23 protein-coding genes are annotated in these 21,084 nt (G+C 74.2%); 16 read left to right on the top strand and 7 right to left on the bottom strand.

What is annotated here, in order from left to right; genetic code table 11:
- Position 1: 1 nt before the first annotated feature.
- The 3 genes from ACSNN8_RS34820 to ACSNN8_RS34810 form a co-directional block, all read right to left on the bottom strand.
- On the bottom strand, positions 2–2,353 hold the full coding sequence (locus ACSNN8_RS34820) for an ATP-binding cassette domain-containing protein (protein WP_436654422.1): 2,352 nt from the start codon (positions 2,351–2,353) through the stop codon (positions 2–4).
- 70 nt (positions 2,354–2,423) lie between these two features.
- Complete coding sequence (locus ACSNN8_RS34815) at positions 2,424–3,038, bottom strand: TetR/AcrR family transcriptional regulator (protein ID WP_436654421.1); 615 nt, start codon at positions 3,036–3,038, stop codon at positions 2,424–2,426.
- Between the two features lie 4 nt (positions 3,039–3,042).
- Positions 3,043–4,149, bottom strand: coding sequence for an FAD-dependent oxidoreductase (locus ACSNN8_RS34810; protein WP_436654420.1), 1,107 nt, complete (start codon positions 4,147–4,149; stop codon positions 3,043–3,045).
- Between the two features lie 31 nt (positions 4,150–4,180).
- Here ACSNN8_RS34810 and ACSNN8_RS34805 point away from each other — a divergent pair, with 31 nt between their 5' ends.
- The 7 genes from ACSNN8_RS34805 (at position 4,181) to ACSNN8_RS34775 (ending at position 9,457) form a co-directional block, all read left to right on the top strand.
- The gene (locus ACSNN8_RS34805; protein ID WP_436654419.1) at positions 4,181–4,717 is read left to right on the top strand and encodes a TetR/AcrR family transcriptional regulator; all 537 of its coding nucleotides are present in this window, start codon (positions 4,181–4,183) and stop codon (positions 4,715–4,717) included.
- A 2-nt stretch (positions 4,718–4,719) separates the two neighbouring features.
- Positions 4,720–5,103, top strand: coding sequence for a DUF6582 domain-containing protein (locus tag ACSNN8_RS34800; RefSeq protein WP_436654418.1), 384 nt, complete (start codon positions 4,720–4,722; stop codon positions 5,101–5,103).
- Positions 5,104–5,192: 89 nt separating this feature from the next.
- Positions 5,193–5,525 carry a YciI family protein gene (locus ACSNN8_RS34795; RefSeq protein ID WP_436654417.1) on the top strand — a complete coding sequence of 111 codons (333 nt, stop codon included), beginning with the start codon at positions 5,193–5,195 and terminating at the stop codon, positions 5,523–5,525.
- Positions 5,522–6,745, top strand: coding sequence for an RNA polymerase sigma factor (locus tag ACSNN8_RS34790; protein ID WP_436654416.1), 1,224 nt, complete (start codon positions 5,522–5,524; stop codon positions 6,743–6,745). Before ACSNN8_RS34795 ends, ACSNN8_RS34790 begins: the two co-directional genes overlap by 4 nt.
- 56 nt (positions 6,746–6,801) lie before the next feature.
- Entirely contained in the window at positions 6,802–8,196 is a 1,395-nt protein-coding gene (locus ACSNN8_RS34785; protein ID WP_436654415.1) for an FAD-dependent oxidoreductase, read from the top strand.
- A gap of 89 nt (positions 8,197–8,285) precedes the next feature.
- On the top strand, positions 8,286–8,999 hold the full coding sequence (locus tag ACSNN8_RS34780; RefSeq protein WP_436654414.1) for an SDR family oxidoreductase: 714 nt from the start codon (positions 8,286–8,288) through the stop codon (positions 8,997–8,999).
- Entirely contained in the window at positions 8,981–9,457 is a 477-nt protein-coding gene (locus tag ACSNN8_RS34775; protein ID WP_436654413.1) for a hypothetical protein, read from the top strand. Before ACSNN8_RS34780 ends, ACSNN8_RS34775 begins: the two co-directional genes overlap by 19 nt.
- Positions 9,458–9,673: 216 nt before the next feature.
- Here ACSNN8_RS34775 and ACSNN8_RS34770 read toward each other — a convergent pair whose 3' ends face one another.
- On the bottom strand, positions 9,674–10,351 hold the full coding sequence (locus ACSNN8_RS34770) for a hypothetical protein (protein ID WP_436654412.1): 678 nt from the start codon (positions 10,349–10,351) through the stop codon (positions 9,674–9,676).
- Positions 10,352–10,555: 204 nt separating this feature from the next.
- Between ACSNN8_RS34770 and ACSNN8_RS34765 the strand changes: the two genes are divergently transcribed.
- Genes ACSNN8_RS34765 through ACSNN8_RS34755 form a run of 3 tightly spaced genes read left to right on the top strand, consistent with a single transcriptional unit; the run spans position 10,556 to position 13,130 of the window.
- Positions 10,556–11,701: a sensor histidine kinase gene (locus ACSNN8_RS34765; RefSeq protein WP_436654411.1), complete on the top strand. Its 1,146-nt coding sequence runs from the start codon at positions 10,556–10,558 to the stop codon at positions 11,699–11,701.
- The gene (locus ACSNN8_RS34760; RefSeq protein WP_436654410.1) at positions 11,698–12,348 is read left to right on the top strand and encodes a response regulator; all 651 of its coding nucleotides are present in this window, start codon (positions 11,698–11,700) and stop codon (positions 12,346–12,348) included. Before ACSNN8_RS34765 ends, ACSNN8_RS34760 begins: the two co-directional genes overlap by 4 nt.
- Before the next feature lie 11 nt (positions 12,349–12,359).
- Positions 12,360–13,130, top strand: coding sequence for an enoyl-CoA hydratase-related protein (locus tag ACSNN8_RS34755; protein WP_436654409.1), 771 nt, complete (start codon positions 12,360–12,362; stop codon positions 13,128–13,130).
- A gap of 21 nt (positions 13,131–13,151) precedes the next feature.
- Here ACSNN8_RS34755 and ACSNN8_RS34750 read toward each other — a convergent pair whose 3' ends face one another.
- Entirely contained in the window at positions 13,152–13,775 is a 624-nt protein-coding gene (locus tag ACSNN8_RS34750; RefSeq protein ID WP_436654408.1) for a DUF5701 family protein, read from the bottom strand.
- 175 nt (positions 13,776–13,950) lie between these two features.
- Here ACSNN8_RS34750 and ACSNN8_RS34745 point away from each other — a divergent pair, with 175 nt between their 5' ends.
- Together ACSNN8_RS34745 and ACSNN8_RS34740 are read left to right on the top strand one after the other, a co-directional pair.
- Positions 13,951–15,312 carry a glycosyl hydrolase family 18 protein gene (locus ACSNN8_RS34745; RefSeq protein ID WP_436654407.1) on the top strand — a complete coding sequence of 454 codons (1,362 nt, stop codon included), beginning with the start codon at positions 13,951–13,953 and terminating at the stop codon, positions 15,310–15,312.
- Positions 15,313–15,447: 135 nt separating this feature from the next.
- On the top strand, positions 15,448–16,497 hold the full coding sequence (locus ACSNN8_RS34740; protein WP_436655516.1) for an EamA family transporter: 1,050 nt from the start codon (positions 15,448–15,450) through the stop codon (positions 16,495–16,497).
- Here the strand turns inward: ACSNN8_RS34740 and ACSNN8_RS34735 are convergent.
- A complete protein-coding gene (locus ACSNN8_RS34735; RefSeq protein WP_436654406.1) occupies positions 16,449–16,979 on the bottom strand; it encodes a hypothetical protein in 531 nt (176 codons plus the stop codon). The genes ACSNN8_RS34740 and ACSNN8_RS34735 overlap by 49 nt on opposite strands.
- Before the next feature lie 99 nt (positions 16,980–17,078).
- Here ACSNN8_RS34735 and ACSNN8_RS34730 point away from each other — a divergent pair, with 99 nt between their 5' ends.
- Both ACSNN8_RS34730 and ACSNN8_RS34725 read left to right on the top strand, forming a co-directional pair.
- The gene (locus ACSNN8_RS34730) at positions 17,079–18,137 is read left to right on the top strand and encodes a sensor histidine kinase (protein ID WP_436654405.1); all 1,059 of its coding nucleotides are present in this window, start codon (positions 17,079–17,081) and stop codon (positions 18,135–18,137) included.
- Positions 18,134–18,784 carry a response regulator gene (locus tag ACSNN8_RS34725; protein ID WP_436654404.1) on the top strand — a complete coding sequence of 217 codons (651 nt, stop codon included), beginning with the start codon at positions 18,134–18,136 and terminating at the stop codon, positions 18,782–18,784. The genes ACSNN8_RS34730 and ACSNN8_RS34725 overlap by 4 nt, the downstream gene beginning before the upstream one ends.
- 31 nt (positions 18,785–18,815) lie before the next feature.
- Here ACSNN8_RS34725 and ACSNN8_RS34720 read toward each other — a convergent pair whose 3' ends face one another.
- A complete protein-coding gene (locus ACSNN8_RS34720) occupies positions 18,816–19,142 on the bottom strand; it encodes a DUF6223 family protein (protein ID WP_436654403.1) in 327 nt (108 codons plus the stop codon).
- Between the two features lie 183 nt (positions 19,143–19,325).
- Here ACSNN8_RS34720 and ACSNN8_RS34715 point away from each other — a divergent pair, with 183 nt between their 5' ends.
- Both ACSNN8_RS34715 and ACSNN8_RS34710 read left to right on the top strand, forming a co-directional pair.
- Positions 19,326–20,426, top strand: a complete 1,101-nt coding sequence (locus ACSNN8_RS34715) for a sensor histidine kinase (RefSeq protein ID WP_436654402.1) — start codon at positions 19,326–19,328, stop codon at positions 20,424–20,426.
- Positions 20,423–21,079, top strand: a complete 657-nt coding sequence (locus ACSNN8_RS34710) for a response regulator (protein WP_436654401.1) — start codon at positions 20,423–20,425, stop codon at positions 21,077–21,079. Before ACSNN8_RS34715 ends, ACSNN8_RS34710 begins: the two co-directional genes overlap by 4 nt.
- The last annotated feature ends 5 nt before the right edge of the window (positions 21,080–21,084 follow it).

The raw sequence follows: 21,084 nt of genomic DNA, 5'->3' as shown, positions 1-21,084 counted from the left end.
ATCAGGATCCTACGTACTCCGCGAGGTGCTCGCCGGTGAGGGTGGCGCGGGCGGCCACCAGGTCGGCGGGGGTGCCCTCGAAGACGATGCGGCCGCCGTCGTGGCCGGCGCCGGGGCCCAGGTCGATGATCCAGTCGGCGTGCGCCATGACCGCCTGGTGGTGCTCGATCACGATCACCGACTTGCCCGAGTCGACGAGCCGGTCGAGCAGGCCCAGCAGGTTCTCCACGTCGGCCAGGTGCAGGCCGGTGGTGGGCTCGTCGAGGATGTAGACGCCGCCCTTCTCGGCCATCCGGGTGGCCAGCTTGAGCCGCTGCCGCTCGCCGCCGGAGAGCGTGGTCAGCGGCTGGCCCAGCTTGAGGTAGCCGAGCCCGACGTCGGCCAGGCGCAGCAGGATCGTGTGCGCGGCCGCCACCTTCGCGTCGCCGGCGCCGAAGAACTCCGCGGCCTCGGCCACCGGCATCTCGAGCACCTCGCTGATGTCCTTGCCGCCCAGCTTGTACTCCAGAACGGACGCGTCGAACCGCCGGCCCTCGCACACCTCGCAGGTGGTGGCCATGCTCGCCATCACGCCCAGGTCGGTGTAGATGACGCCCGCGCCGTTGCAGTTGGGGCAGGCGCCCTCGGAGTTCGCGCTGAACAGCGCCGGCTTGACGCCGTTGGCCTTGGCGAACGCCTTGCGGATCGGCTCCAGCAGACCGGTGTACGTGGCGGGGCTGCTGCGCCGCGACCCGCGGATCGCGCCCTGGTCGACCGCCACCACGCCGTCGCGCGGCGCCACCGAGCCGTGGATCAGCGAGCTCTTGCCCGAGCCGGCCACGCCGGTGACGACCACCAGCACGCCGAGCGGGATGTCGACGTCGACGTTCTGCAGGTTGTGGCTGTCCGCGCCGCGGATCTCCAAGGTCCCCGAGGGCGTACGGGTCTTCGCCTTCAGCGAGGCGCGGTACTCCAGGTGCCGGCCGGTCAGCGTGTCGCTGGCGCGCAGCCCGTCGAGGGTGCCCTCGAACACGACTTCGCCGCCCGCGTTGCCCGCGCCCGGCCCCAGGTCGACGATGTGGTCGGCGATCGCGATCGCCTCGGGCTTGTGCTCGACGACCAGCACGGTGTTGCCCTTGTCGCGCAGCTGCAGCAGCAGGTCGTTCATGCGCTGGATGTCGTGCGGGTGCAGGCCGATCGTGGGCTCGTCGAAGACGTACGTGACGTCGGTGAGCGCCGAGCCGAGGTGGCGGATCATCTTCGTCCGCTGCGCCTCGCCGCCCGACAGCGTGCCCGACGGGCGGTCGAGCGAGAGGTAGCCGAGCCCGATCTGCACGAACGAGTCGAGCGTGTCGCGCAGCGCGTCGAGCAGCGGCGCCACCGAGGGTTCGTCGAGCTTGCGCACCCAGTCGGCGAGGTCGCTGATCTGCATCGCGCAGCAGTCGGCGATGCTCTTGCCGTTGATCTTCGAGGAGCGGGCGGCCTCGCTCAGCCGGGTGCCGTCGCAGTCGGGGCAGGTCTTGAAGATGGCGACCCGCTCGACGAACGCGCGGATGTGCGGCTGCAGCGCGTCGATGTCCTTGGAGAGGAACGACTTCTGGATCGAGGGGACCAGGCCGGCGTACGTGAGGTTGATGCCCTCGATCTTGACCTTGGTGGCCTCGCGGTAGAGCAGGTCGTCGAGCTCCTTCCTGGTGAACTTCTTGATCGGCTTGTCCGGGTCGAAGTAGCCCACGCCGCGGAAGATGCGCCCGTACCAGCCCTCCATGCTGTAGCCGGGGATCGTGATCGCACCCTCGTTGAGCGACTTCTCCTCGTCGTACAGCTGGGTCAGGTCGATGTCGTTGACCGAGCCGCGGCCCTCGCAGCGCGGGCACATGCCGCCCAGCAGGCTGAACGTCCGCTTCTCCTTGACCTCGCGGCCGCCCTTCTGCAGGGTGACCGCGCCCGCGCCGCTGACCGAGGCGATGTTGAAGGAGAAGGCCTGCGGCGAGCCGATGTACGGCTTGCCGAGCCGGCTGAACAGGATCCGCAGCATCGCGTTGGCGTCGGTGGCCGTGCCGACCGTGGAGCGCACGTCGCCGCCCATGCGCTCCTGGTCGACCAGGATGGCGGTGGTCAGCCCGTCGAGCACGTCGACGTCGGGCCGCGCCATCGACGGCATGAAGTTCTGCAGAAAGGCGCTGTAGGTCTCGTTGATGAGCCGCTGCGACTCCGCGGCGATCGTGCCGAACACGAGCGAGCTCTTGCCCGAGCCCGACACCCCGGTGAAGACCGTGAGGCGCCGTTTCGGGATCTCGACGCTGACGTCCTTGAGGTTGTTCACGCGCGCGCCGTGCACGCGGATCATGTCGTGGCGGTCGGCGTCGTGCATCCTCGGCTCCTCGTCGTCGCGGATCGGCTCCTTGCGGAACTCTAGGCGCGACGACGGCCGCCGTGCTTCTTCATTCCTGATCAGGACGGGCGAGCGCCGCCAGGACGATGTCGCCGGCGGCGCGGACCGTCGCCGCCAAGGCGGCGGGGCCCCGGCCGAGGCGCTCGGTGCCCGAGCGCATGACACCCGAGAGCAGGTCCACCGTGAGGGCCACGTCGCCGACGTCGCGGAACTCCCCGCGCGCGATGCCGTCGCGGACGACGCCGCGCACCTCCACCACGATCTCGTGCCACGGGCCGCCCGGCCCCTTGGGCATCTCGGTCACCGGCAGCCCCGAGCCCGGCCGGAACATCAGCTGCATGGCCTGATCGGTCGAGGCCTCCAGCACCGTCGCGACGATTTCCCGCAGACGCCGCGCGGCCGGGTCCGCGGAGCGGGCGGCGATCGCGGCCACCCGCTCGACCGCGGGCCGCCCCGCCCGCCGGATCAGCGCCAGCACGAGCGCGTTCTTGTCGCGGGCGTAGTTGTAGAGCGTGTTGCGCGCGAGCCCGGCCCGGGCCGCGATGTGGCCCATGGTGATGGCGTCGTAGTCGTGCTCGAGCAGCAGGTGCCGCATCGCCTCGGCGAGGTCGGCCCACACCATCTCGTGGTGCTGCCCGATGCTCTCTCCCCGGATCCGCGGCACCTGGTCATCCTGCCTGACCGGCGGCCGCGGGCTGCAGGTGGGCGTTGGGTGACCAGTCCTGGAGCCGGCGCAGCTCGCGGGCGACCACGCGCTCCGGGGTCAGCCGCAGCGCCAGGTCGCGCAGGGGGCTGCGGCTCTGCAGCAGGCGGCCCATCGCGCGGGCGCGGCGCGCGATCGTCTGGGTGCGCGGCCGGCGCGTCACGTCGTACGCCCGCAGGGCCTGCTCGACCGGCAGCGTCGTGAGCAGGTGGGTGAGCGTGGCGGCGTCCTCCAGGGCCATCGCGGCGCCCTGGCCGAGGTCGGGGGTCATCGCGTGCGCCGCGTCGCCGAGCAGCACGGTGGTGCCCCGGACGAAGGTCGCGAGCGGGCGGGCCAGGTCGTGGATGTCGGTGCGGACGAGCGCCGCGGGATCGGTGGCGGCTAGGACCTCGGCCAGCGGGGCGTGCCAGCCGTCGAACCGGCGGCGGACCTCGGCGTACTCGTCGGGGAACCGGGTGCCCGGCGGCAGCGAGGCGACCCCGAACCAGTAGACGCGGCCGTCGGGCAGCGGGGCGAGGCCGACGCGCTCGCCTCGGCCGACCGACTCGCCGGCGTCCCCGCGCAGATCGACGGGGCGCCGGGTGACGCCGCGCCAGCTGGTGCAGCCGCTGTAGCGCAGGCCAGGGTCGCCGGGCCACGACGCGCGGGTGCGCGAGCGCAGGCCGTCCGCGGCGACCACGACGTCGTAGCCGTCCGGCGGCTCGGCGACGGTGTGCCCGTACGTGATGGTGGCGGGTTCGAGGGCGCCGGTCAGGACCCGGTGCAGGTCGGCGCGGTGCACGACGCGCAGGTCGGGGACCGCGCCGGGCGGGGTGACGGCGAGCCACCGGCCGTCGCTGCGGCGCTGGCCCGCCCTCAGGTGCTGCCGCGGGCCGGCGATGGCGCGGACGGCCTCGCCGAGCCCCAGGCAGTCGAGCGCCCGGAAGGCGTTGCCGAACAGCGACAGGCCCGCGCCGGCCGGCGAAGCGGTGCGGTCGCGCTCGAAGACGGTGACGTCCCAGCCGTGCCGCTGGAGACCGATGGCAGTGGCGAGGCCGCCGATTCCGGCCCCGATGACGGCTACTCTACGCATGTAGAGGACTCTACGTGTGTAGAGTGACGGTGTGAAGGTGGGGTCGAACACAGATCGCCGCGCGGCGATCGCGGACGCGGCGATCGGCATCGTGGCGGCCGAGGGTCTGCGGGCGCTCACGCACCGGGCGGTGGACCGCGCGCTCGAGCTGCCCGCGGGGTCGACGTCGTACTACGCGCGCACGCGGCGGCAGCTCGTCGAGCTGATGGTGCAGCGGCTGGCGAACCGGACGGTGGCCGACCTGGCGCCGGCGGGCGACCCGGCCGAGCTGTTCGAGCGGCTGGCCGAGCGGGCCGACGACCATCGCGTCCGCTACGCGCTGATGGTCGACCTGGCGGGCGACCCGGAGCTGCACCCGCTGCTCACCACCGCGTCGCCGGCGCGGGCGGGGTTCCTCGCCGCGGCCGAGGCGACGCTCGCCCGCGCCGGGGTGCCCGACCCGGCGGAACACGCTCCCGGCTTCATCGCGCTGGTGGACGGGCTGCTGTTCGACCGGGTCGCGGGCTCGGGCGCGGCCGGTGCGGGCATCGTCGAGGCGTATCTGCGCGGGCTGCGGGGTACCGGCTGAGCATGGCCACGAAGAAGCTGGACGCCGACGACCGCAACGAGCTGCCGGACAGCGCGTTCGCGTTCCCGCGCGTCCGCAAGGAGCCGTTGACCGACGCGCGGCACGTGCGCAATGCGATCGCCCGATTCGACCAGGTGCGTGACGTCAGCGACTCCGAGCGCGACGAGGCGTTCCGGCGCATCCAGCGGGTCGCGGCGAAGTTCGGCGTCGAGATGAGCGAGAGCAGCTGGCGCGAGCTGGGCAAGCCGTCCGCGGGGCGGCGCTCCTCCGACAAGCCCCGCCCCCAGGCCACCAAGCAGGAGCTGTACGCCGAGGCGCAGCGCCGCAAGGTTCCCGGGCGCTCCCGGATGACGAAGGACCAGCTGGTCGAGGCGCTGCGCGGCTAGATTCGGTGTCGTTGTTCCCCGCGCCTGTCCGATCGGGGCGCCCGCGTTCGTAGCAGGGTGAGACGGCGCACCACGACGGGAGACGAACGATGGCGCAGTACCTGATGTCCGTGCTCGACGACCGCACCAACTCCGGCACCGACGAGGAGATGGTGGCGATCCGGGCCTTCAACAAGCAGATGCAGGCGGACGGGCACTGGGTGTTCGCGGGCGGGCTCGCGGCGCCCGGCACGGCCACCGTGGTGGACGGCCGGGGCTCCGAGCCGGTGTTCACCGACGGGCCCTACCTGGAGTCGAAGGAGTACATCGCCGGGTTCTGGGTGGTCGAGGCCGACGACCTCGACGTGGCATTGCGGCTGGCCGCCGGCGGGTCGAAGGCGTGCAACCGCCGGGTCGAACTGCGGCCGTTCCTCGAGGGATGAGCGACGCCGCCGAGGCGATCGTCCGGGTCCACCGCCGGGAATGGGCCCGGCTGGTGGCCGTCCTTGGCCGGCGGTTCGGGGACCTGGACGTCGCCGAGGAGATGGCCGCGGAGGCGTTCGCGATCGCGGTCGAGCGCTGGCCCGTCGACGGCGTGCCGCCGAACCCGGGCGCCTGGCTGACCACGACCGCGCAGCGGCGGGGCATCGACCGGCTGCGGCGCGAGGTCAGACGCGACGAGAAGCACCGGGAGGCGTTGATGCTGGCGGACACCCCCGAGCCGCTCGGCGCCATCGACGACGACCGGCTGCGGCTGATCTTCACCTGCTGCCACCCCGCGCTCGCCCCGGAGGCGCGGGTCGCGCTGACCCTGCGCCTGGTCGGCGGGCTCACCGTGCCGGAGATCGCGCGGGCGTTCCTGGTGCAGGAAACCGCGATGGGCCGCCGCATCACCCGGGCCAAGGAGAAGATCAAGGCGGCCCGGATCCCGTACCGCGTGCCGTCCCGCGAGGACCTGCCGGCCCGGGTCACGGGAGTGCTCGCCGTGCTCTACCTGATCTTCAACGAGGGCTACCTGGCGTCCGGGCCCGGCACCGAGGCGATCCGCGCGGACCTGACCGCCGAGGCGATCCGGCTGACCCGGCTGCTGCGGGAGCTGATGCCCGCGGACGGCGAGGTGGCCGGGCTGCTGGCGCTGATGCTGCTGACCGAGGCCCGCCGCGCCGCCCGGGTGTCGGCGGACGGCGAGCTGGTCACCCTCGACGAGCAGGACCGCGGCGCCTGGGACCGGGCGCTGATCGCCGAGGGGCACGCCCTGGTCCGCGAGCGGCTCGCCTCCGGCCGGGCGCCCGGCCGCTACCAGATCCTCGCCGCGATCAACGCCGTGCACACCGACGCCCCCGACGCGCGCGACACCGACTGGTCGCAGGTGCTCGCCCTCTACGACCTGCTGGTGCGCCTCGACCCGTCGCCGATCGTGCGGCTCAACCGGGCGATCGCCGTCGCCGAGCTGGACGGGCCGGAGGTGGCGCTGGCCGAGCTCGCGGAGCTGCCGCTGGAGGGCTACCACCCGTACCACGCCACCCGGGCGGATCTGCTGCGCCGGCTGGGGCGCAGCGCGGACGCCCGGGCCGCGTACGACCGGGCTCTGGACCTGGCCGGCAACACGGCCGAGAGGGCGTACCTGCGTCGTCGCCGGGGGCAGCTGGCCGGGGCGGAGTGACGCCTCTCGATGCGTCGCGTATGTTGAAGAAACTTTCGCATACAACGGGGGAAGCGATGTCCGCTGCACGGCGATTCGCCGCGATCTCGACGTCCGAGCCGCCGCGGGGGCAGCGCAGGCTGTTCCGGCAGGCGGTCGTGCTGGGTGGCAGCATCGCGGGGCTGATGGCCGCGCGGGTGCTCAGCGACCACGCCGAGCAGGTGCTGGTCGTCGAGCGCGACGACCTCGCCGGGCTCGACCTGCCGAGCGAGCGGGTCGCCGCCGAGGCCGCGCCGCGTCCGGGGGTGCCGCAGGGCAGCCAGGTGCACGCGCTGCTGCCGTCGGGGCTCAACCAGCTGCGGCGGTGGTTCCCGGGCTTCGTCGAGGAGGCGCTCGCGGCCGGTGCGGTCGACCCGCCGGCGGGCACGAACAAGTTCTATCTCGACGGTGAGCTGCGCGACGAGCCGCCGAGCGGTCCCGCCGCGCAGGCGCTGATCTCCAGCCGCCCGTTCCTCGAGGCGCTGATCCGGCACCGGGTCCTGGCGCTTCCCAACGTGCGTACGGTGCAGGGCCGCGCCGAGGACATCGTCGTGCGCGACGGCGCGGTCACGGGGGTGCGGTTCGAAGGGCGGGAGGAGCCGGCCGACTTCGTCGTGGACGCCACCGGGCGCTCGAGCCGGCTCAGCGACTGGCTCGAGGCGCACGGCTACCCCCGGCCGCCGATGCAGCGCATGGGCATCAAGCTCAACTACGCGACCGCGCTGTTCCGGCGCCCCGCGGACGCGCGGGTCTGGACGTGCATCTCGATCGCGAACCCGGGGCCGGGCAAGGTCGCGCGGATCGCCGGCTTCACGCCGATCGAGGGCGACCGGTGGACGGTGCTCGTCTCGGGCTACGCAGCCGACCGGCCCGGCCGCGACGCCGCCGAGTTCCGGCAGCGCTGCGTCGACGACTTCCCGCGCGAGTTCGGCGAGGTCGCCACCACCGCCGAGCAGGTGGGCGACGTCATCACGTACCACCAGGCCGACAGCCGCCGCCGCGACTTCCACAAGCTCACCCGCCTCCCGGCGCGACTGGTCGCGGCCGGCGACGCGGTGGCGTCCTTCAACCCGGTGTACGGGCAGGGGATGACCTCGGCGATGCTGCACGCCTCCGCGCTGTCGGAGTACCTGCGCGGCGACCCCGACCTGTCCCGCCCGGCCCGCTCGTACTTCGCCGACGTCAAGGTCGTCGTGGACGCCGCGTGGCAGGTGTCGACGATGGCCGACCTGGCGCTGCCGCACGTCGACGGCCCGTACCCCCGCGGCTACAAGGCCATCCAGTGGGTCAGCGGCCTGGTGTTCCGGGCCTCGATGCGCGACGGCTCGGTCAGCCACCGGCTCAACCAGGTCACCACGATGCTCGCCCACCCGAGCGCGCTCGCCGAGCCGCGGTTCCTGCTGCGCGCCCTGGCGATCGGCGCCCGCGCCTGACGACTATGGCCTGAGCCACACCCCGTCACGTTCGCCGCCGGCGCCTCGTCCCTGCCGCGAGGAGCCACAACGACGAAGGGACGGACGCCATGAACATCGCAGTCGCCGGAGGGACCGGCTGGGTCGGCAGGCTGGTGGTCGAGCAGGCCCGGGCCAGGGGACACGAGGTGGTGGTGATCTCCCGGTCGACCGGCGTGGACCTGACGACGGGGGAGGGGCTCGACGACGCGCTGCGCGGGGTGGACGTCGTCGTCGACGTGACCAACGTCGAGACGCTGAGCCGCAAGGCGTCCGTCGCGTTCTTCGAGACGACGACGCGCACCCTGCTGGCGGCGGAGGAGCGGGCGGGCGTACGGCACCACGTCGTCCTCTCGATCGTCGGGGTCGACCGCGTCGACTCGGGCTACTACGAGGGCAAGCGGCGCCAGGAACGGCTCGCGCTCGACGGCCCGATCCCCGCGACCGTGCTGCGCGCGACGCAGTTCCACGAGTTCGCCGCGCAGCTGCTCGACCGCGTGCCCGGCCCGGTGAAGCTCGTGCCCGCCATGCTGAGCCGCCCGGTCGCCGCGTCCGAGGTGGCCGCCGAGCTGGTCCGGCTGGCCGAGGGCCCGGCGCGCGGGCTCGCCACCGACCTGGCCGGCCCCGAGGTGCTCGAGGTGCCGGCCATGGTGCGCCGCCTGGCCCGCCGCGGCCTCGTGCTGAGCGTCCCCGCCGGCCGCGCCATGGCCCACGGCGGGCTGCTGCCCGAGGGTGACTTCCACCGCGGCGAGATCACCTTCGACGAGTGGCTCGCCGCGCGATGACCCTCACCGCGAAGCGAGGCCTGATCGTGCCCCTGGCGGTGGTCGCCGCCACCGTGGGCGTGTGGGCGGCGGCGTTCCCGCTGTCGTTCCACACCGACTTCCCCGCTCCCGGCCGCCACTGGGTGTCGGCCCTGGGCCCGTACAACGAGCACCTCGTCCGCGACGTGGGCGCCCTCTATCTGGCCCTGCTGGTCGTCTCGGTGTCGGCCTTGCGCCGCCCCACGCCGTCCGCGATGCGCACCACCGGCGGCGCGTGGCTGGTCTTCAACGCCGTCCACTTCCTGTGGCACCTGCTGCACCTCCACGTCTATCCCACCCTCGACCGGGTGGGCAACGCCGCCGGCCTCGGCGCCCTGCTCGTGCTGTCGATCCTGCTGCTGCTCCCGGACCGCCCGGCGCCGGCCGGGGCGGCGCCGACCCGGGCCGGCACGGCCCCTCCGGCGCGCCGGCCCGGGTGAGCGCCCCGTCGTCCGGACGAGACCCCCTCACCGCGCCCTCCACCCCGGCGGATGCGCTCCGGACTCGCGTGGCGGCGTTCGGCCGGGCGTGAGCCACCACAAGGCCGGTGTGCGGGAGCAGGTCCGGCGGAGGATTCTCGCGGGATCGGGGTGTGCGCCTGATCGGCGGCACGCGGACGGCTCGGTCGGGACGTCGGGGTCCTGACCGAGCCGTTCTCAGCGGGCGGCGACCAGGTCGGGCTCGGCCGCGGCCACGTCCGGGGCGGTGCGGCGCAGGAGGCGGAAGCCGACCAGGACGAAGGGGGCGCAGCACAGGGCGCCGACGACGCTGCCGGCGGCGGCGCCCAGGATGCTGCCCGCGACGGGGCCGGCGATCATGGGGAGCAGGGCGACCGGGGTGGCCCACCAGCCGATCACGCCGTTGCGGGCCAGGCCGGCCATCAGCAGGGCCGGCATGGCGATGCCCAGCACGACGCCGGAGCGCAGCCAGACGGTCAGCGACGGGTCGGCGCTGACCCGGTCGAAGACGGCGACGGCCTGGTCGGTGGTGACGATCGACGGCATGGCGGCGTTGAACCAGTCGGTCAGCAGCATGCCGGAGATCTGGATAGCGCCCAGCGCGGTGGCGAAGGCGCCGGCGGTCGCCAGGGTCCGGCCGCGCGGGCCGCGCAGCAGGGTCAGCGCGGCCGGAACGGCCAGGGCGATCGCCACCCAGTAGTAGTGGAACAGGTTCGCCGACACGATCGACAGGTCCCAGTCGCGGGCCAGCGACTCGATGTAGGCCCGGGACGAGTCGTCGTCCTGCGGCGGCGAGGTCAGCATCGCGCCGAGCAGCAGGGCGGGGGTGGTCAGGAGGGCGGCGCCGGCCAGGCGGCGGAAAAGCGTGTTCGTCATGGCTCAGACGCTATGAAGCGGACCAGGGGCTCCGGATCATCGTGCGGGGCCGATCAAGGTGCGACCGGTGGGCGGCCGGACGCGCGCGGGGTCCTCCCGGGGGAGGACGGGCGGTCGTTCCGGGAGAGGATCCGCCGGCGGCGGGCGATCACTAGCGTCGGGCGCAGAGCGGGCGAGACCGTACCGCCGAAGGAAGGGGCGCACGTGCGCGTACCGCACACCCGGCGGCAGTGGCTGCTGACCGGCCTGCTCGCGGGGCTGGTCTGGGCCCTGGTCGCGGTCGCGGAGATGACCGGCAGCAAGGTGCCCCAGGGGGCGGGCTGGGGCGAGATCAGCGCCTCGGTGGTGCTGTTCCTCTGTTTCCCGCTGGCGGCCCGGCTGCCGGTCACCGCGATGGTGCTGTCGGTGCTGGTGGTGCCGTACATCGCCGTCCTGCACCTGCCCGGCGTGGGCGGGTCGCAGCTGATCGCCCAGCTCGTGCTGGTCGCGCACGCGGCGTACCGAGAACCGGCGCGACGCACGGTGCCGGCGGCGGTTGCGGCGTTCGTCATCCCGTCGACGGCGCTGTTCGTGACCGGCGAGACGTCGTGGGAGTTCGTGTTCTTCGCGGTGCTCGAGACGTTCGGCTGGAGCGTGGGGGCGTTGCTGCGGCGCGAGCAGGGCCGCTCGGCGCAGCTCGCGCGGCTCGCGGCGGAGCTGGCGGCCGAACGGGAGGCGCGGGCGCGCGCGGCGGTGGACGAGGAACGGGCCCGCATCTCGCGGGAGCTGCACGACGCGGTTGCGCATACGGTGAGCGTGATGACGATGCAGGCGGGGGTGCTGCGGCGGCGGCTGAGCGACCGGCCGGTCGAGCGGGACGCGCTCGCGCAGGTCGAGGAGCTGGGGCGGCGCAGCGTGGCGGAGATCCGGCGGGTGGTGGGGCTGCTGCGGCCGGACGACGCGGACGGGCTGGGGCCGGCGCCGTCGCTGCGGCGCCTCGACGAGCTGGTGGAGCACGTGCGCGCGGCGGGGCTCGAGGTGGACCTGCGGATCGCCGGCGAGCCCGGGGAGCTGCCCGCGGCGCTGGACATGTCGGCCTACCGGGTGGTGCAGGAGGCGTTGACGAACGTGCTCCGCCACGCCGGGGCGAAGCGCGCGACGGTCGAGGTGACGTACGGCGGGAAGGAAGTGGAATTGACGGTGACGGACGACGGGCGGGGCGCGGTGGCGCCCACGGGCGGCCACGGCCTGGTCGGGATGCGCGAGCGGGTCGGGCTGTTCGGCGGGCGGCTGACCACGGGCAACCGCGCGGAGGGCGGCTACCGGGTGAACGCGGTGTTCCCGCTGACGGCGGCCGGGGTGAGCCGGTGATCCGGGTGGTGCTCGCGGACGACGAGGCGATCATGCGGGCCGGGCTGCGGATGCTGATCTCCGACGAGCCGGACATGGAGGTCGCGGGGGAGGCCGCCGACGGCCACGGGGTGGTCCGGGTGGTCGAGCGCGTACGCCCGGACGTGGTGCTGATGGACGCGCGGATGCCCGGCCTCGACGGCATCGGCGCGGCCCGGCTCATCGCTGAGCGGCACCCGGCCGTACGGGTGCTGGTGCTGACGACCTTCGACGAGGACGTGCTGGTGGACGGGGCGCTGCGGGCGGGCGTGGCCGGGTTCCTGCTCAAGGTGTCGCCGCCCGAGCAGCTGCTGGAGGCGCTGCGCGAGGTGGCCGCCGGGCGCGGGCTGCTCGACCCGGCGGTCGTCCCGCGGGTGATCGACCGGTACGCGGGGACGCCGCCCACGCGGCCGCGCGACCCCGCGCTGGAGCTGCTCACGCCGCGCGAGGCCGAGGTGCTGGCGCTGGTCGGGCGCGGGCTGTCGAACCCGGAGATCGCGGCCACGCTGCACCTGGGCGAGACGACGGTCAAGACGCACCTCGGGCGGGCGCTGGACAAGCTGGGCCTGCGCGACCGGGCGCGGGCGATCGCGTACGCGTACTCGAGCGGGCTGATCATGCCGGAGTAGGGTCACGGTCCGTGGCAGCAATCGACGGTGACGTGCGTGACGGCGTCGGCTTGATCACGATGAGCAATCCCGCCCGCCGTAACGCCCTGTCGACCGCCATGCTCGGCGAGCTGGAGGCGGTCGTCCGCGGGATGGATCGGGACCCGGGCGTGCGGACGATCGTGCTGCGCGGCGACGGCGGGACGTTCACGGCCGGGGCGGACATCTCGGAGTTCGCCGCGCACCACGACTCGGCGGCCGCCCGCGACACGTGGGAACGGACGCTGACCGAACTGTTCGAGACGCTCAGCGGGCTCACCACCCCGCTGATCGCGATGATCCGCGGGCACTGCTTCGGCGCGGGCATGGCGCTCGCGCTCAGCGCCGACATCCGCGTCGCGGCCGAGGGCAGCCGGTTCGCGATCCCCGCCGCCCGGCTGGGCATCGGCTACCCGTTCGCGCTCGCGCAGACGCTGGTGCACGCGGTGGGGCCCGCCGACGCGAGCGAGATGCTGTTCACCGCCCGGGCGTACGCGGACACCGAGGCCCTGGCCGCCGGCCTGATCAACCGGCTGGTGCCCGCCGCCGGGCTCGAGGAGGACGTGCTGCGCACGGCGAGCGCGATCGCGGCCAACGCCCCGCTCGCCGTGCGCGCCGCGAAGGCCGCGATCAAGGCCGCCGCCCACCCGTCGATGCAGCCGCGGGCCCTCGCGCTGATCGCGGAGACCGCCGGCTCGCACGACGAGCGGGAGGGGCAACAGGCGTTCATGCAGCGGCGCGCCCCGCGGTTCGAGGGCCGCTGACCGTCCGCCGCCGGCGCCGGATCACCGGTCGAGCGGCCGGCGGTGGCGCGCCGAGGCGAAGCCCAGCCAGGTGTGCCGGTTGCCGGCCCAGCACCAGCCGACCTTGGGTGCCCGGCGCCGGGCGACGCCGTCGCGCCCGGTGCCGCCGCTGATCCAGATGGCGGGCGTCCGGGCGTCGAGGGCGGCGCCGCTGCGTTTGCGCGAGCCGATGGTCATGAAGCAGTGGCCGGGCTCGAGCACCTTGGGCTCCTGCAGCAGCCAGCTGATGCCCTCGTTGAGGGTGAGCGGCGTCCGGCCGCGGTCCAGGATCGCGGGCAGCGCCTCGTCGGGGCTCCAGTTGCGCATGTCGTCGCCGCGGTCGGGGTCGGCGAGCAGGTAGAGCGGGCGGTCGGGCACGGTGAGGCCGTCGAGGGGCACGAACTGCTCGAGGTCGGTCAGGTCGTCGACGACGAAGCCGGGCTTGTCGCGGTGGCGCAGCAGCGGCGCGAGCTGACGCGCGGTGGCCAGCGTGGGGTGCACGACGAGCACGCCCCGGGGTTCGTCCGGCAGCGCGGCGACGCAGGCGGCGAGCTCGGCCGCGGTGGTGCCGGTGACGTCGGCGAGGCCGGCCTCGAGGAGGCGGTGCAGCTGGTCGGTGAGGTTCATGCTTCAACTCCGTATGCCGTACGGAATGGCTTTCAGATACACCGTACACCACACGGAAATCGACTTGTTTCACGTCGTGTATTGACGACTATTAGTAAATCTTCCTAACCTTTGGTGCCCGTAGTCATCCCCACGGCGCGATCCCCCGCGCCGGACACGAAGGGTCACCATCCCCATGGCCAGAAGAAGCCGGTGGGCCGCGGCCGCAGCCGCCGTCACCGTCGCCGCCGTCGGCACCGTCACGGCACTCGCAATGCAGGGCACGTCGCAGGCCGCCGTCCTGCCCAACGGATTCAAGAGCGTCGGCTACATGCCGTCGTGGGCGGGCAGCGTCACGAGCATCCAGTACTCGAAGCTGACCCACATCAACTACTCGTTCGCGCTGCCCAACGCGAACGGCACGCTGCAGCCGATCGAGAACACGGCCAAGCTGCAGCAGCTCGTCACGCTCGGGCACCAGAACAACACCAAGGTCTCGCTCGCCATCGGCGGCTGGAACGACGGCAACGACTCCGCGTTCGAGGCGCTGGCGGCCGGCGCGAGCACCCGGACGGCGTTCGTCAACAACGTCATGAACACCGTGCGGCAGTACGGGCTCGACGGCATCGACATCGACTGGGAGTACCCGGACCCCGGCGCCAGCGCCACCAACTACACGGCGCTCATGCAGCAGCTGGGCACCGCCCTGCACAGTGAGGGCAAACTGCTCACCGCCGCGGTCGTCAGCGAGGGCGGCACCGCGAACGGCGTGCAGCCCGCGGTGTTCGGCTCCGTCGACTGGCTCAACATCATGGCGTACGACGGCGGGTCGCCGCACGCGAACTACGACTGGTCGATCGCGTCGGCGACCTTCTGGAAGAACCGGGGGCTGCCCAAGGCCAAGACCGTGCTGGGCGTGCCGTTCTACAGCCGTCCCGGTTATCTGACGTACGCCCAGCTCGTCGCCCAGGACCCGGCCAACGCCAACCGCGACTGCACGCCGTCGGGGGAGTGCTACAACGGGCTGCCGACGATCCGCCGCAAGACGCAGTGGGCGCTCGCCAACGCCGGCGGCATCATGAACTGGGAGCTGTCGCAGGACGCCACCGGCGCGAACTCGCTGGTCAGCGCCATCTACGAGGTCGCCACCGGTGGCTCCACGCCTCCGCCCGCGGGCCGCACCGGCCGGATCACGGGCATCGGCGGCAAGTGCGTCGACATCGCGGCGGCCTCCAGCGCCAACGGCACCGCGGTCCAGCTGTACGACTGCAACGGCTCCAACGCGCAGAACTGGACCGTCGGCACCGACGGCACCATCCGCGGCCTGGGCAAGTGCCTCGACGTGGCCGCCGCCGGCACCGCGAACGGCTCGCTGGTGCAGATCTACGACTGCAACGGCACCGGCGCGCAGCAGTGGCAGGCCCAGTCCAACGGCACGCTGCGCAACCCGGTCAGCAACAAGTGCCTCGACGCCTCGAACAACTCGTCGGCCAACGGCACCCGGCTGCAGATCTGGGAGTGCTTCGCCGGCACGAACCAGCGGTGGACCCTGCCCTGACCGGATTAGCCCGAGCGGCCCGTCTTCCCGTCGTCCGCGGCGGGGCGGCGGGCCGCCCCTCTTGCGGGCGACTGACCTGCGGCTACGAGGTCGGCATCATCGGCGCATGACGTGCTGGGGGCCGCCGTGGCCTGGATGATGACGGCCGCGGCGCTCGCCGCCCTGGCGTGGGGGGTGTCCGACTTCCTCGCCGGGCTGCTCGCCCGGCGGCTGCCGCTGCTGACCATCCTGGCCGGGTCGAAGGTCGCCGCGATGGCGCTGGTGATCGCCGCCGCCGCCGTGCGCGGCGTTCCCCCGCCCACCGACGGCCGGCTCCTGCTCGCGGTCGCCGCCGGACTGGTCGGGCTGCCGGCGATGGGCCTGCTGTACCGGGCGATGCGGGACGGGTCGCTCGCCGTGGTGGCGCCGGTCGCCGCGGTCGCCGCGCTGGTCCCGGTGGGCTGGGGGATGCTGCACGGCGAACGGCTCGGGCTGCTCGCCGCGCTCGGCGTCGTGGCCGGGCTGGCCGGGGCCACCATGGCCGGCTGGCCGGTGTCCTCCGCGGATCGCGCGCGGCGTTCCGCCACGGTGTGCGCGCTGGTGGCGGCGCTCGGGTTCGGGGCGTACTTCGTGTTGCTCCACGAGGCGAGCGCGGCCGATCAGTTCTGGGCGACTGCGCTGGCGCGGATCAGCGGCGGCTGCGGTGCGCTGGCGCTGGTGGCGGCGCTGGGGTGGCGTCGCCTCGCGATCGGGCCGGCTCTTTCGTGTGGACGCCCCGCCGCCGGTCCGCCTTCCCCGCTTTTCAAGATCGCCGTGTGCCACCGCCTCCCCCGCCCACCCGGGTGTGGCCGCGAGCCTAGACCCGCAACGAGGGCGGCGCGGGTCATCCACATTCCGCAGTTGTCCACACCCGCCGTCCACGGCGGGCCGCCAACCTCGCCCGCGCGAGCCGCCCGCGGCCGGCTGCTCGCGCCCGGGATGGGCGCCGCCATCACGATCCTCGCGGTCGGGGCCACCGACGCGCTGGCGGACGCCTCCTTCACGGTGGCCGCGGCCGGGGCCCTCGCCGCCGCGGCGGTGCTGGCCTCGCTCTATCCGGCAGTCACCCTGGTGCTCAACCGCTCACTGCTGCGCGAACGCCTGCACACCGTTCACCTCTACGGCGTCCTGACCGCGCTCCTCGCGGTGGCCTGCCTGGCGACCTGAGCGGCACCGCGGCGGGTGCGGCCCCACGGCTTGTAGACGGACAGGACGGTGGCGAGGCTGAGCAGGGTCAACGAGACGATCGGCGGCATGACCAGGCTGCTCGTGTCGAACGCGGTGGGCGGCATGGTCTCTCCGTACGCGCGGACGGCGGGCATGCCGGGCCGCAGCAGCACGATGATCAATGTGCACAGCAGCACGTTGATGCCGAGTTTGACGGCCACCCACCAGTAGCGGATCAGGCCCCATCGGGTGCCCAGCCCCAGGAGCACTCCGGTACCCAGGCAGACGAGCCCGGAGGACAGCATCGGACACACGACGAAGGTGCCGAGCGCGCGGTAGGCCAGGCTCCGCGTGCCGGGGTCGTCGGCGAGCAGGCCGGTGCCGGCGAGAACGGCGACGAGCACGTCGATGCCGATCCACGCGCCGGCCGACACGATGTGCAGCACGAGCCACAGCTTGCGGTGCGCCGGTCGGAGGTTCATGCGTCCAGCCTGGGGCAAGGCCCGCGCCCGCGCGTCGGGCGGGGAGCGTACGCCCGCCGACGTACGCGGCGGGTGCCCGCCCATGGCACGGTGGGAACCATGCGCGTACGTGACGTGGCCGTGCCCGCCGCCCTGGCGGTGGTGGGCGTGGCGACGCTGCCGGTGCTCGACGAGCTGCGGGCCGCGGACCACACCGTCGACGGGACCGCGGTGGTGCTGGTGGTGCTCGCGGCGGCCGTCACGGGGCTGCGGCGCCGGTGGCCGGGGCCCGCGCTGCTCGCGGCGGCCGCGCTCACGTCGGCGTACCTGATCGTCGGTTATCCGTACGGGCCGATCCTCGTGTCCTTTGCCGTGTGCGTCCACGAGGTGGCGCGGTGGCGGCCGCTGCGCCCGGCGGCGGCCTGGTCGGTGGTGGCGCTGCTCGTGCTGCTGATCCACGAGCCGCTGTACGGCCTGGCGCCCGGCCTCGCGTGGGTGGTGGTGCCGTTCACGGTGGGCGCGGCGCGCCGCTCGGTCGCGGAGGCGCAGGCCCGCGAGCGCGCCGAGTCGGAGCGGCGGATCGCGGACGCCGAACGGTTGCGCGTCGCCCAGGAGGTGCACGACGTCGTCGGGCACGGGCTGGCCGCGATCCAGATGCAGGCCGACATCGCGCTGCACCTGCGCGACACGCGCCCCGGGATGGCGCACGAGGCGCTGACGGCGATCAGCGCCGCGAGTTCGGAGGCGCTGGCGGAGTTGCGCACCACGCTGGCCGCGCTGTCGCACGGGGAGGCCACCGCGCCGACGCCCGGACTGGCCCGGGTGGACGACCTGTGCGCGCGGGTCCGCACGGCGGGGGTGGCCGTCGACCTGACGGTCGAGGGGACGCCCGGCCCGCTGCCGGCTGCCGCGGACGTGGCCGCGTACCGGGTGCTGCAGGAGGCGCTGACGAACGTGGTCAAGCACGCGGCCCGCCCGTGGGCGGGGGTGACGATCCGGCATCGGCCGCGCAGCGTCGACCTGCGGGTGTGCAACGACGCGCCGGGCGCGGGGCACGCCGACGGCTTCGGCATCACGGGCATGCGCCGGCGGGTGGAGCAGGTCGGCGGCACGCTGACCGCCTCGTCGGACGCGGGGACCTTCGCCGTCCGGGCGGTCATCCCGCGGGGGCGCTCGTGATCACCGTGCTGCTCGCCGACGACCAGGACCTCGTACGCCTGGGGCTGCGCGCCCTCTTCGACGCCACGGACGGGTTCGCGGTCGCCGCCGAGGCCGCCGACGGTCTGGCCGCCGTCGCGCAGTGCCGCCGCATGCGGCCCGACGTGGTGCTCATGGACATCCGCATGCCCGGCATCGACGGGCTCGAGGCGACCCGGCGCATCGTCGCCGACCCGGCGCTGGCGGCCACGAAGGTCATCGTGCTGACCACCTTCGACCACGACGAGTACGTGTTCACCGCGCTGCGCTCCGGCGCGAGCGGCTTCCTGCTCAAGAACACCGCCCCGCCGGCCCTGCTCGACGCCGTCCGCACGGTCCACGACGGCGGCGCCCTGCTCGCGCCGTCGGTCACCCGCACGCTGATCCGCGAGTTCACCGGGCTGGCGCCGCGGGCCGTCACCCCGCACCCGTCGCTGGACCGGCTCACCGACCGGGAGCGCGAGATCGTCGCGCTGGTGGCCGAGGGCCTGTCCAACGCCGAGATCGCCGAGCGGCTGGTGGTCAGCCCCGCCACGGCCCGCACCCACGTGAGCCGCTCGATGACGAAGCTGGGCGCCCGCGACCGCGCCCAGCTCGTCGTCTTCGCCTATCAGTCCGGCCTGGCCTGAGAGGTCTGCCGCCCGCCAGGCCGGGGGTCTCTCAGTCCGGCCCGGCCTGAGAGGTCGCCCGCCCGGCGACGGCACCATGCCGGCGGCGGCCGGCCCAGGCCAGGCCCACCCCGAGCAAACCCAGCCCCAGCGCCACGAAACCGCCCATGATGCCGCTTCCGCTGCCGGGACCGCCGTCGGCGACGGCCACGACGAATCCGCCCAGTGCCGCGCCGGCGCCACCGGCGGCCAGGCCCGCGGTGGTGCGCCGGCGGCCGGGGCGGGTCAGGGCCAGCCGGCCGAGGATGGCGCCGGCAAGGGCGATGAGGGCGGCTGCGGAGCCCAGGAGCCGGCCGCCGGTGAAGGTGTACGCGTCCATGAAGGTGCCTCCTCGTGTCCTGCTCCGATCGTGTCCGCCCGGCGCCGCCCGCGCGTCGTGCCGATGTGGACACCTGCGGCTGCCGCGGTGGTGGCAGATCCCGGGAACTACTGCGTGTGCGGTATGTGGCTGCTGCCGCGTTCGCACGACTCGCGCGGGCGCGCGGGCGGCTAGGGTGCCCGCATGGGGAAGGCCCGCGATCCGGTGGTCGCCGTCGGCGTGGCGGCGATCCTGCTGATCGCCGGGCTGTCGGAGAGCCCCGGCACCCCCGCCGCGCCGCTCGGCTGGGTGCTGCTGGTCGCCGGCGGGCTGGCGCTGGCCGCGCGCCGCCGGGCCCCGGTCGCGGTGCTGGTCGTGACCGGGTTGTGTGCGGTCGGCTATCAGGCGGCCGGCTTCGACGTGTTCGCGGTGGCCTACCTCGTCGCCGTCTACGGGGCCGTGCGGGCCGGCCACCGCCGCGTGACGGTGATCGTGAGCGGGCTGATGCTGCTCGCGCTGCCGGCCGCCGCGCTGGCGCCGGGGCTGCGCGACGCCGGGGAGGCGTTCGCGCGGGCGCGCGGCGTGCTCGAGCTGGCCTGGCTGATCGCGGCCGGCGCGGCGGGGGAGGCGCTGCGGCAGGCGGAGCGGCGCGCGGACGAGGCCGAGCGCACCCGTGAGGAGATCGCGCTGCGCCGCGCCGACGAGGAGCGGCTGCACATCGCGCGGGAGCTGCACGACTCGCTGACCCACCAGATCTCGGTGATCAAGGTGCAGGCCGAGGTCGCGGTGCACCTGGCCGAGCGGCGCGGCGAGCAGCCGCCGGAGGCGTTGCTGGCGATCCGCGACGCCGGGCGGGAGGCGTCACGCGAGCTGCGCGCGACGCTCGAGACGCTGCGCCGCGACGGCCGCGGCCCGCTGCGCGGGCTCGACGACGTGCCGGACCTGGTGCGGCAGGCGCGCACCGCGGGGCTGGACGCCACGCTGACGGTCGAGGGCGCCCGCGGTGACGTGCCCGACGCGGTGGACCGCACCGCGTACCGGATCGTGCAGGAGTCGCTGACCAACATCGCCCGGCACGCGGCCGCGGCCACCGCGTCGGTGCGGATCGACTACCGGCCGGGCGCGGTGGGCATCCGGGTCGACGACGACGGCACGGCCACGCCGGAGGCCGGCGTGCCGCCGGGCAACGGGCTGCTGGGCATGCGCGAGCGGGTGGCGGCGCTCGGCGGCCGGCTGCGCACCGGGGCGCGCCGCGAGGGCGGCTTCACCGTCGACGCCGAGCTGCCCCTGGACCGTACGCCGTGATCCGGGTGCTGCTGGCCGACGACCAGCCGCTGATCCGCAGCGGTTTCCGCGCGCTGCTCGACGCCGAGGACGACATCGAGGTGGTCGCCGAGGCGGGCGACGGCCGGCAGGGGGTGGCGCTGGCCCGTCGGCACCTGCCCGACATCGCGCTGCTCGACATCCGGATGCCCGGCGCCGACGGCATCGAGGCCACCCGGCACATCACGGCCGACCCGGCGCTGGCGAGCGTGCACGTCGTCATCCTGACCAACTACGGCCTGGACGAGTACGTGTTCGAGGCGCTGCGGGCGGGCGCGGCCGGGTTCCTGGTCAAGGACATCCAGCCGGAGGACTTCCTGCACGCCGTCCGGGTGGCCGCGCGCGGCGACGCGCTGCTGGCGCCGTCCATCACCCGCAAGCTGATCGACCGGTACGTCACCCAGCCCCCGCGGCCGCGGGCCGGCGCGCTGCTGATCGGGCTGACCAACCGCGAGCGCGAGGCCGTCGCGCTGGTCGCGCGCGGGCTGTCCAACGACCAGATCGCGGCCCGCATGGTGATCAGCCCCGTGACGGCGAAGACCCACGTCAACCGGGCCATGACCAAGCTGCGGGCCCGCGACCGCGCGCAGCTGGTGATCGCCGCGTACGAGTCGGGCCTGGTGACGCCGGGGTGATGTAT

This window comes from Actinoplanes sp. URMC 104 (assembly GCF_051386375.1).
Taxonomy (GTDB): domain Bacteria; phylum Actinomycetota; class Actinomycetes; order Mycobacteriales; family Micromonosporaceae; genus Actinoplanes.
Note: the sequence above shows the minus strand (reverse complement) of the source record. Positions and strands in the feature narration are given on the sequence as shown.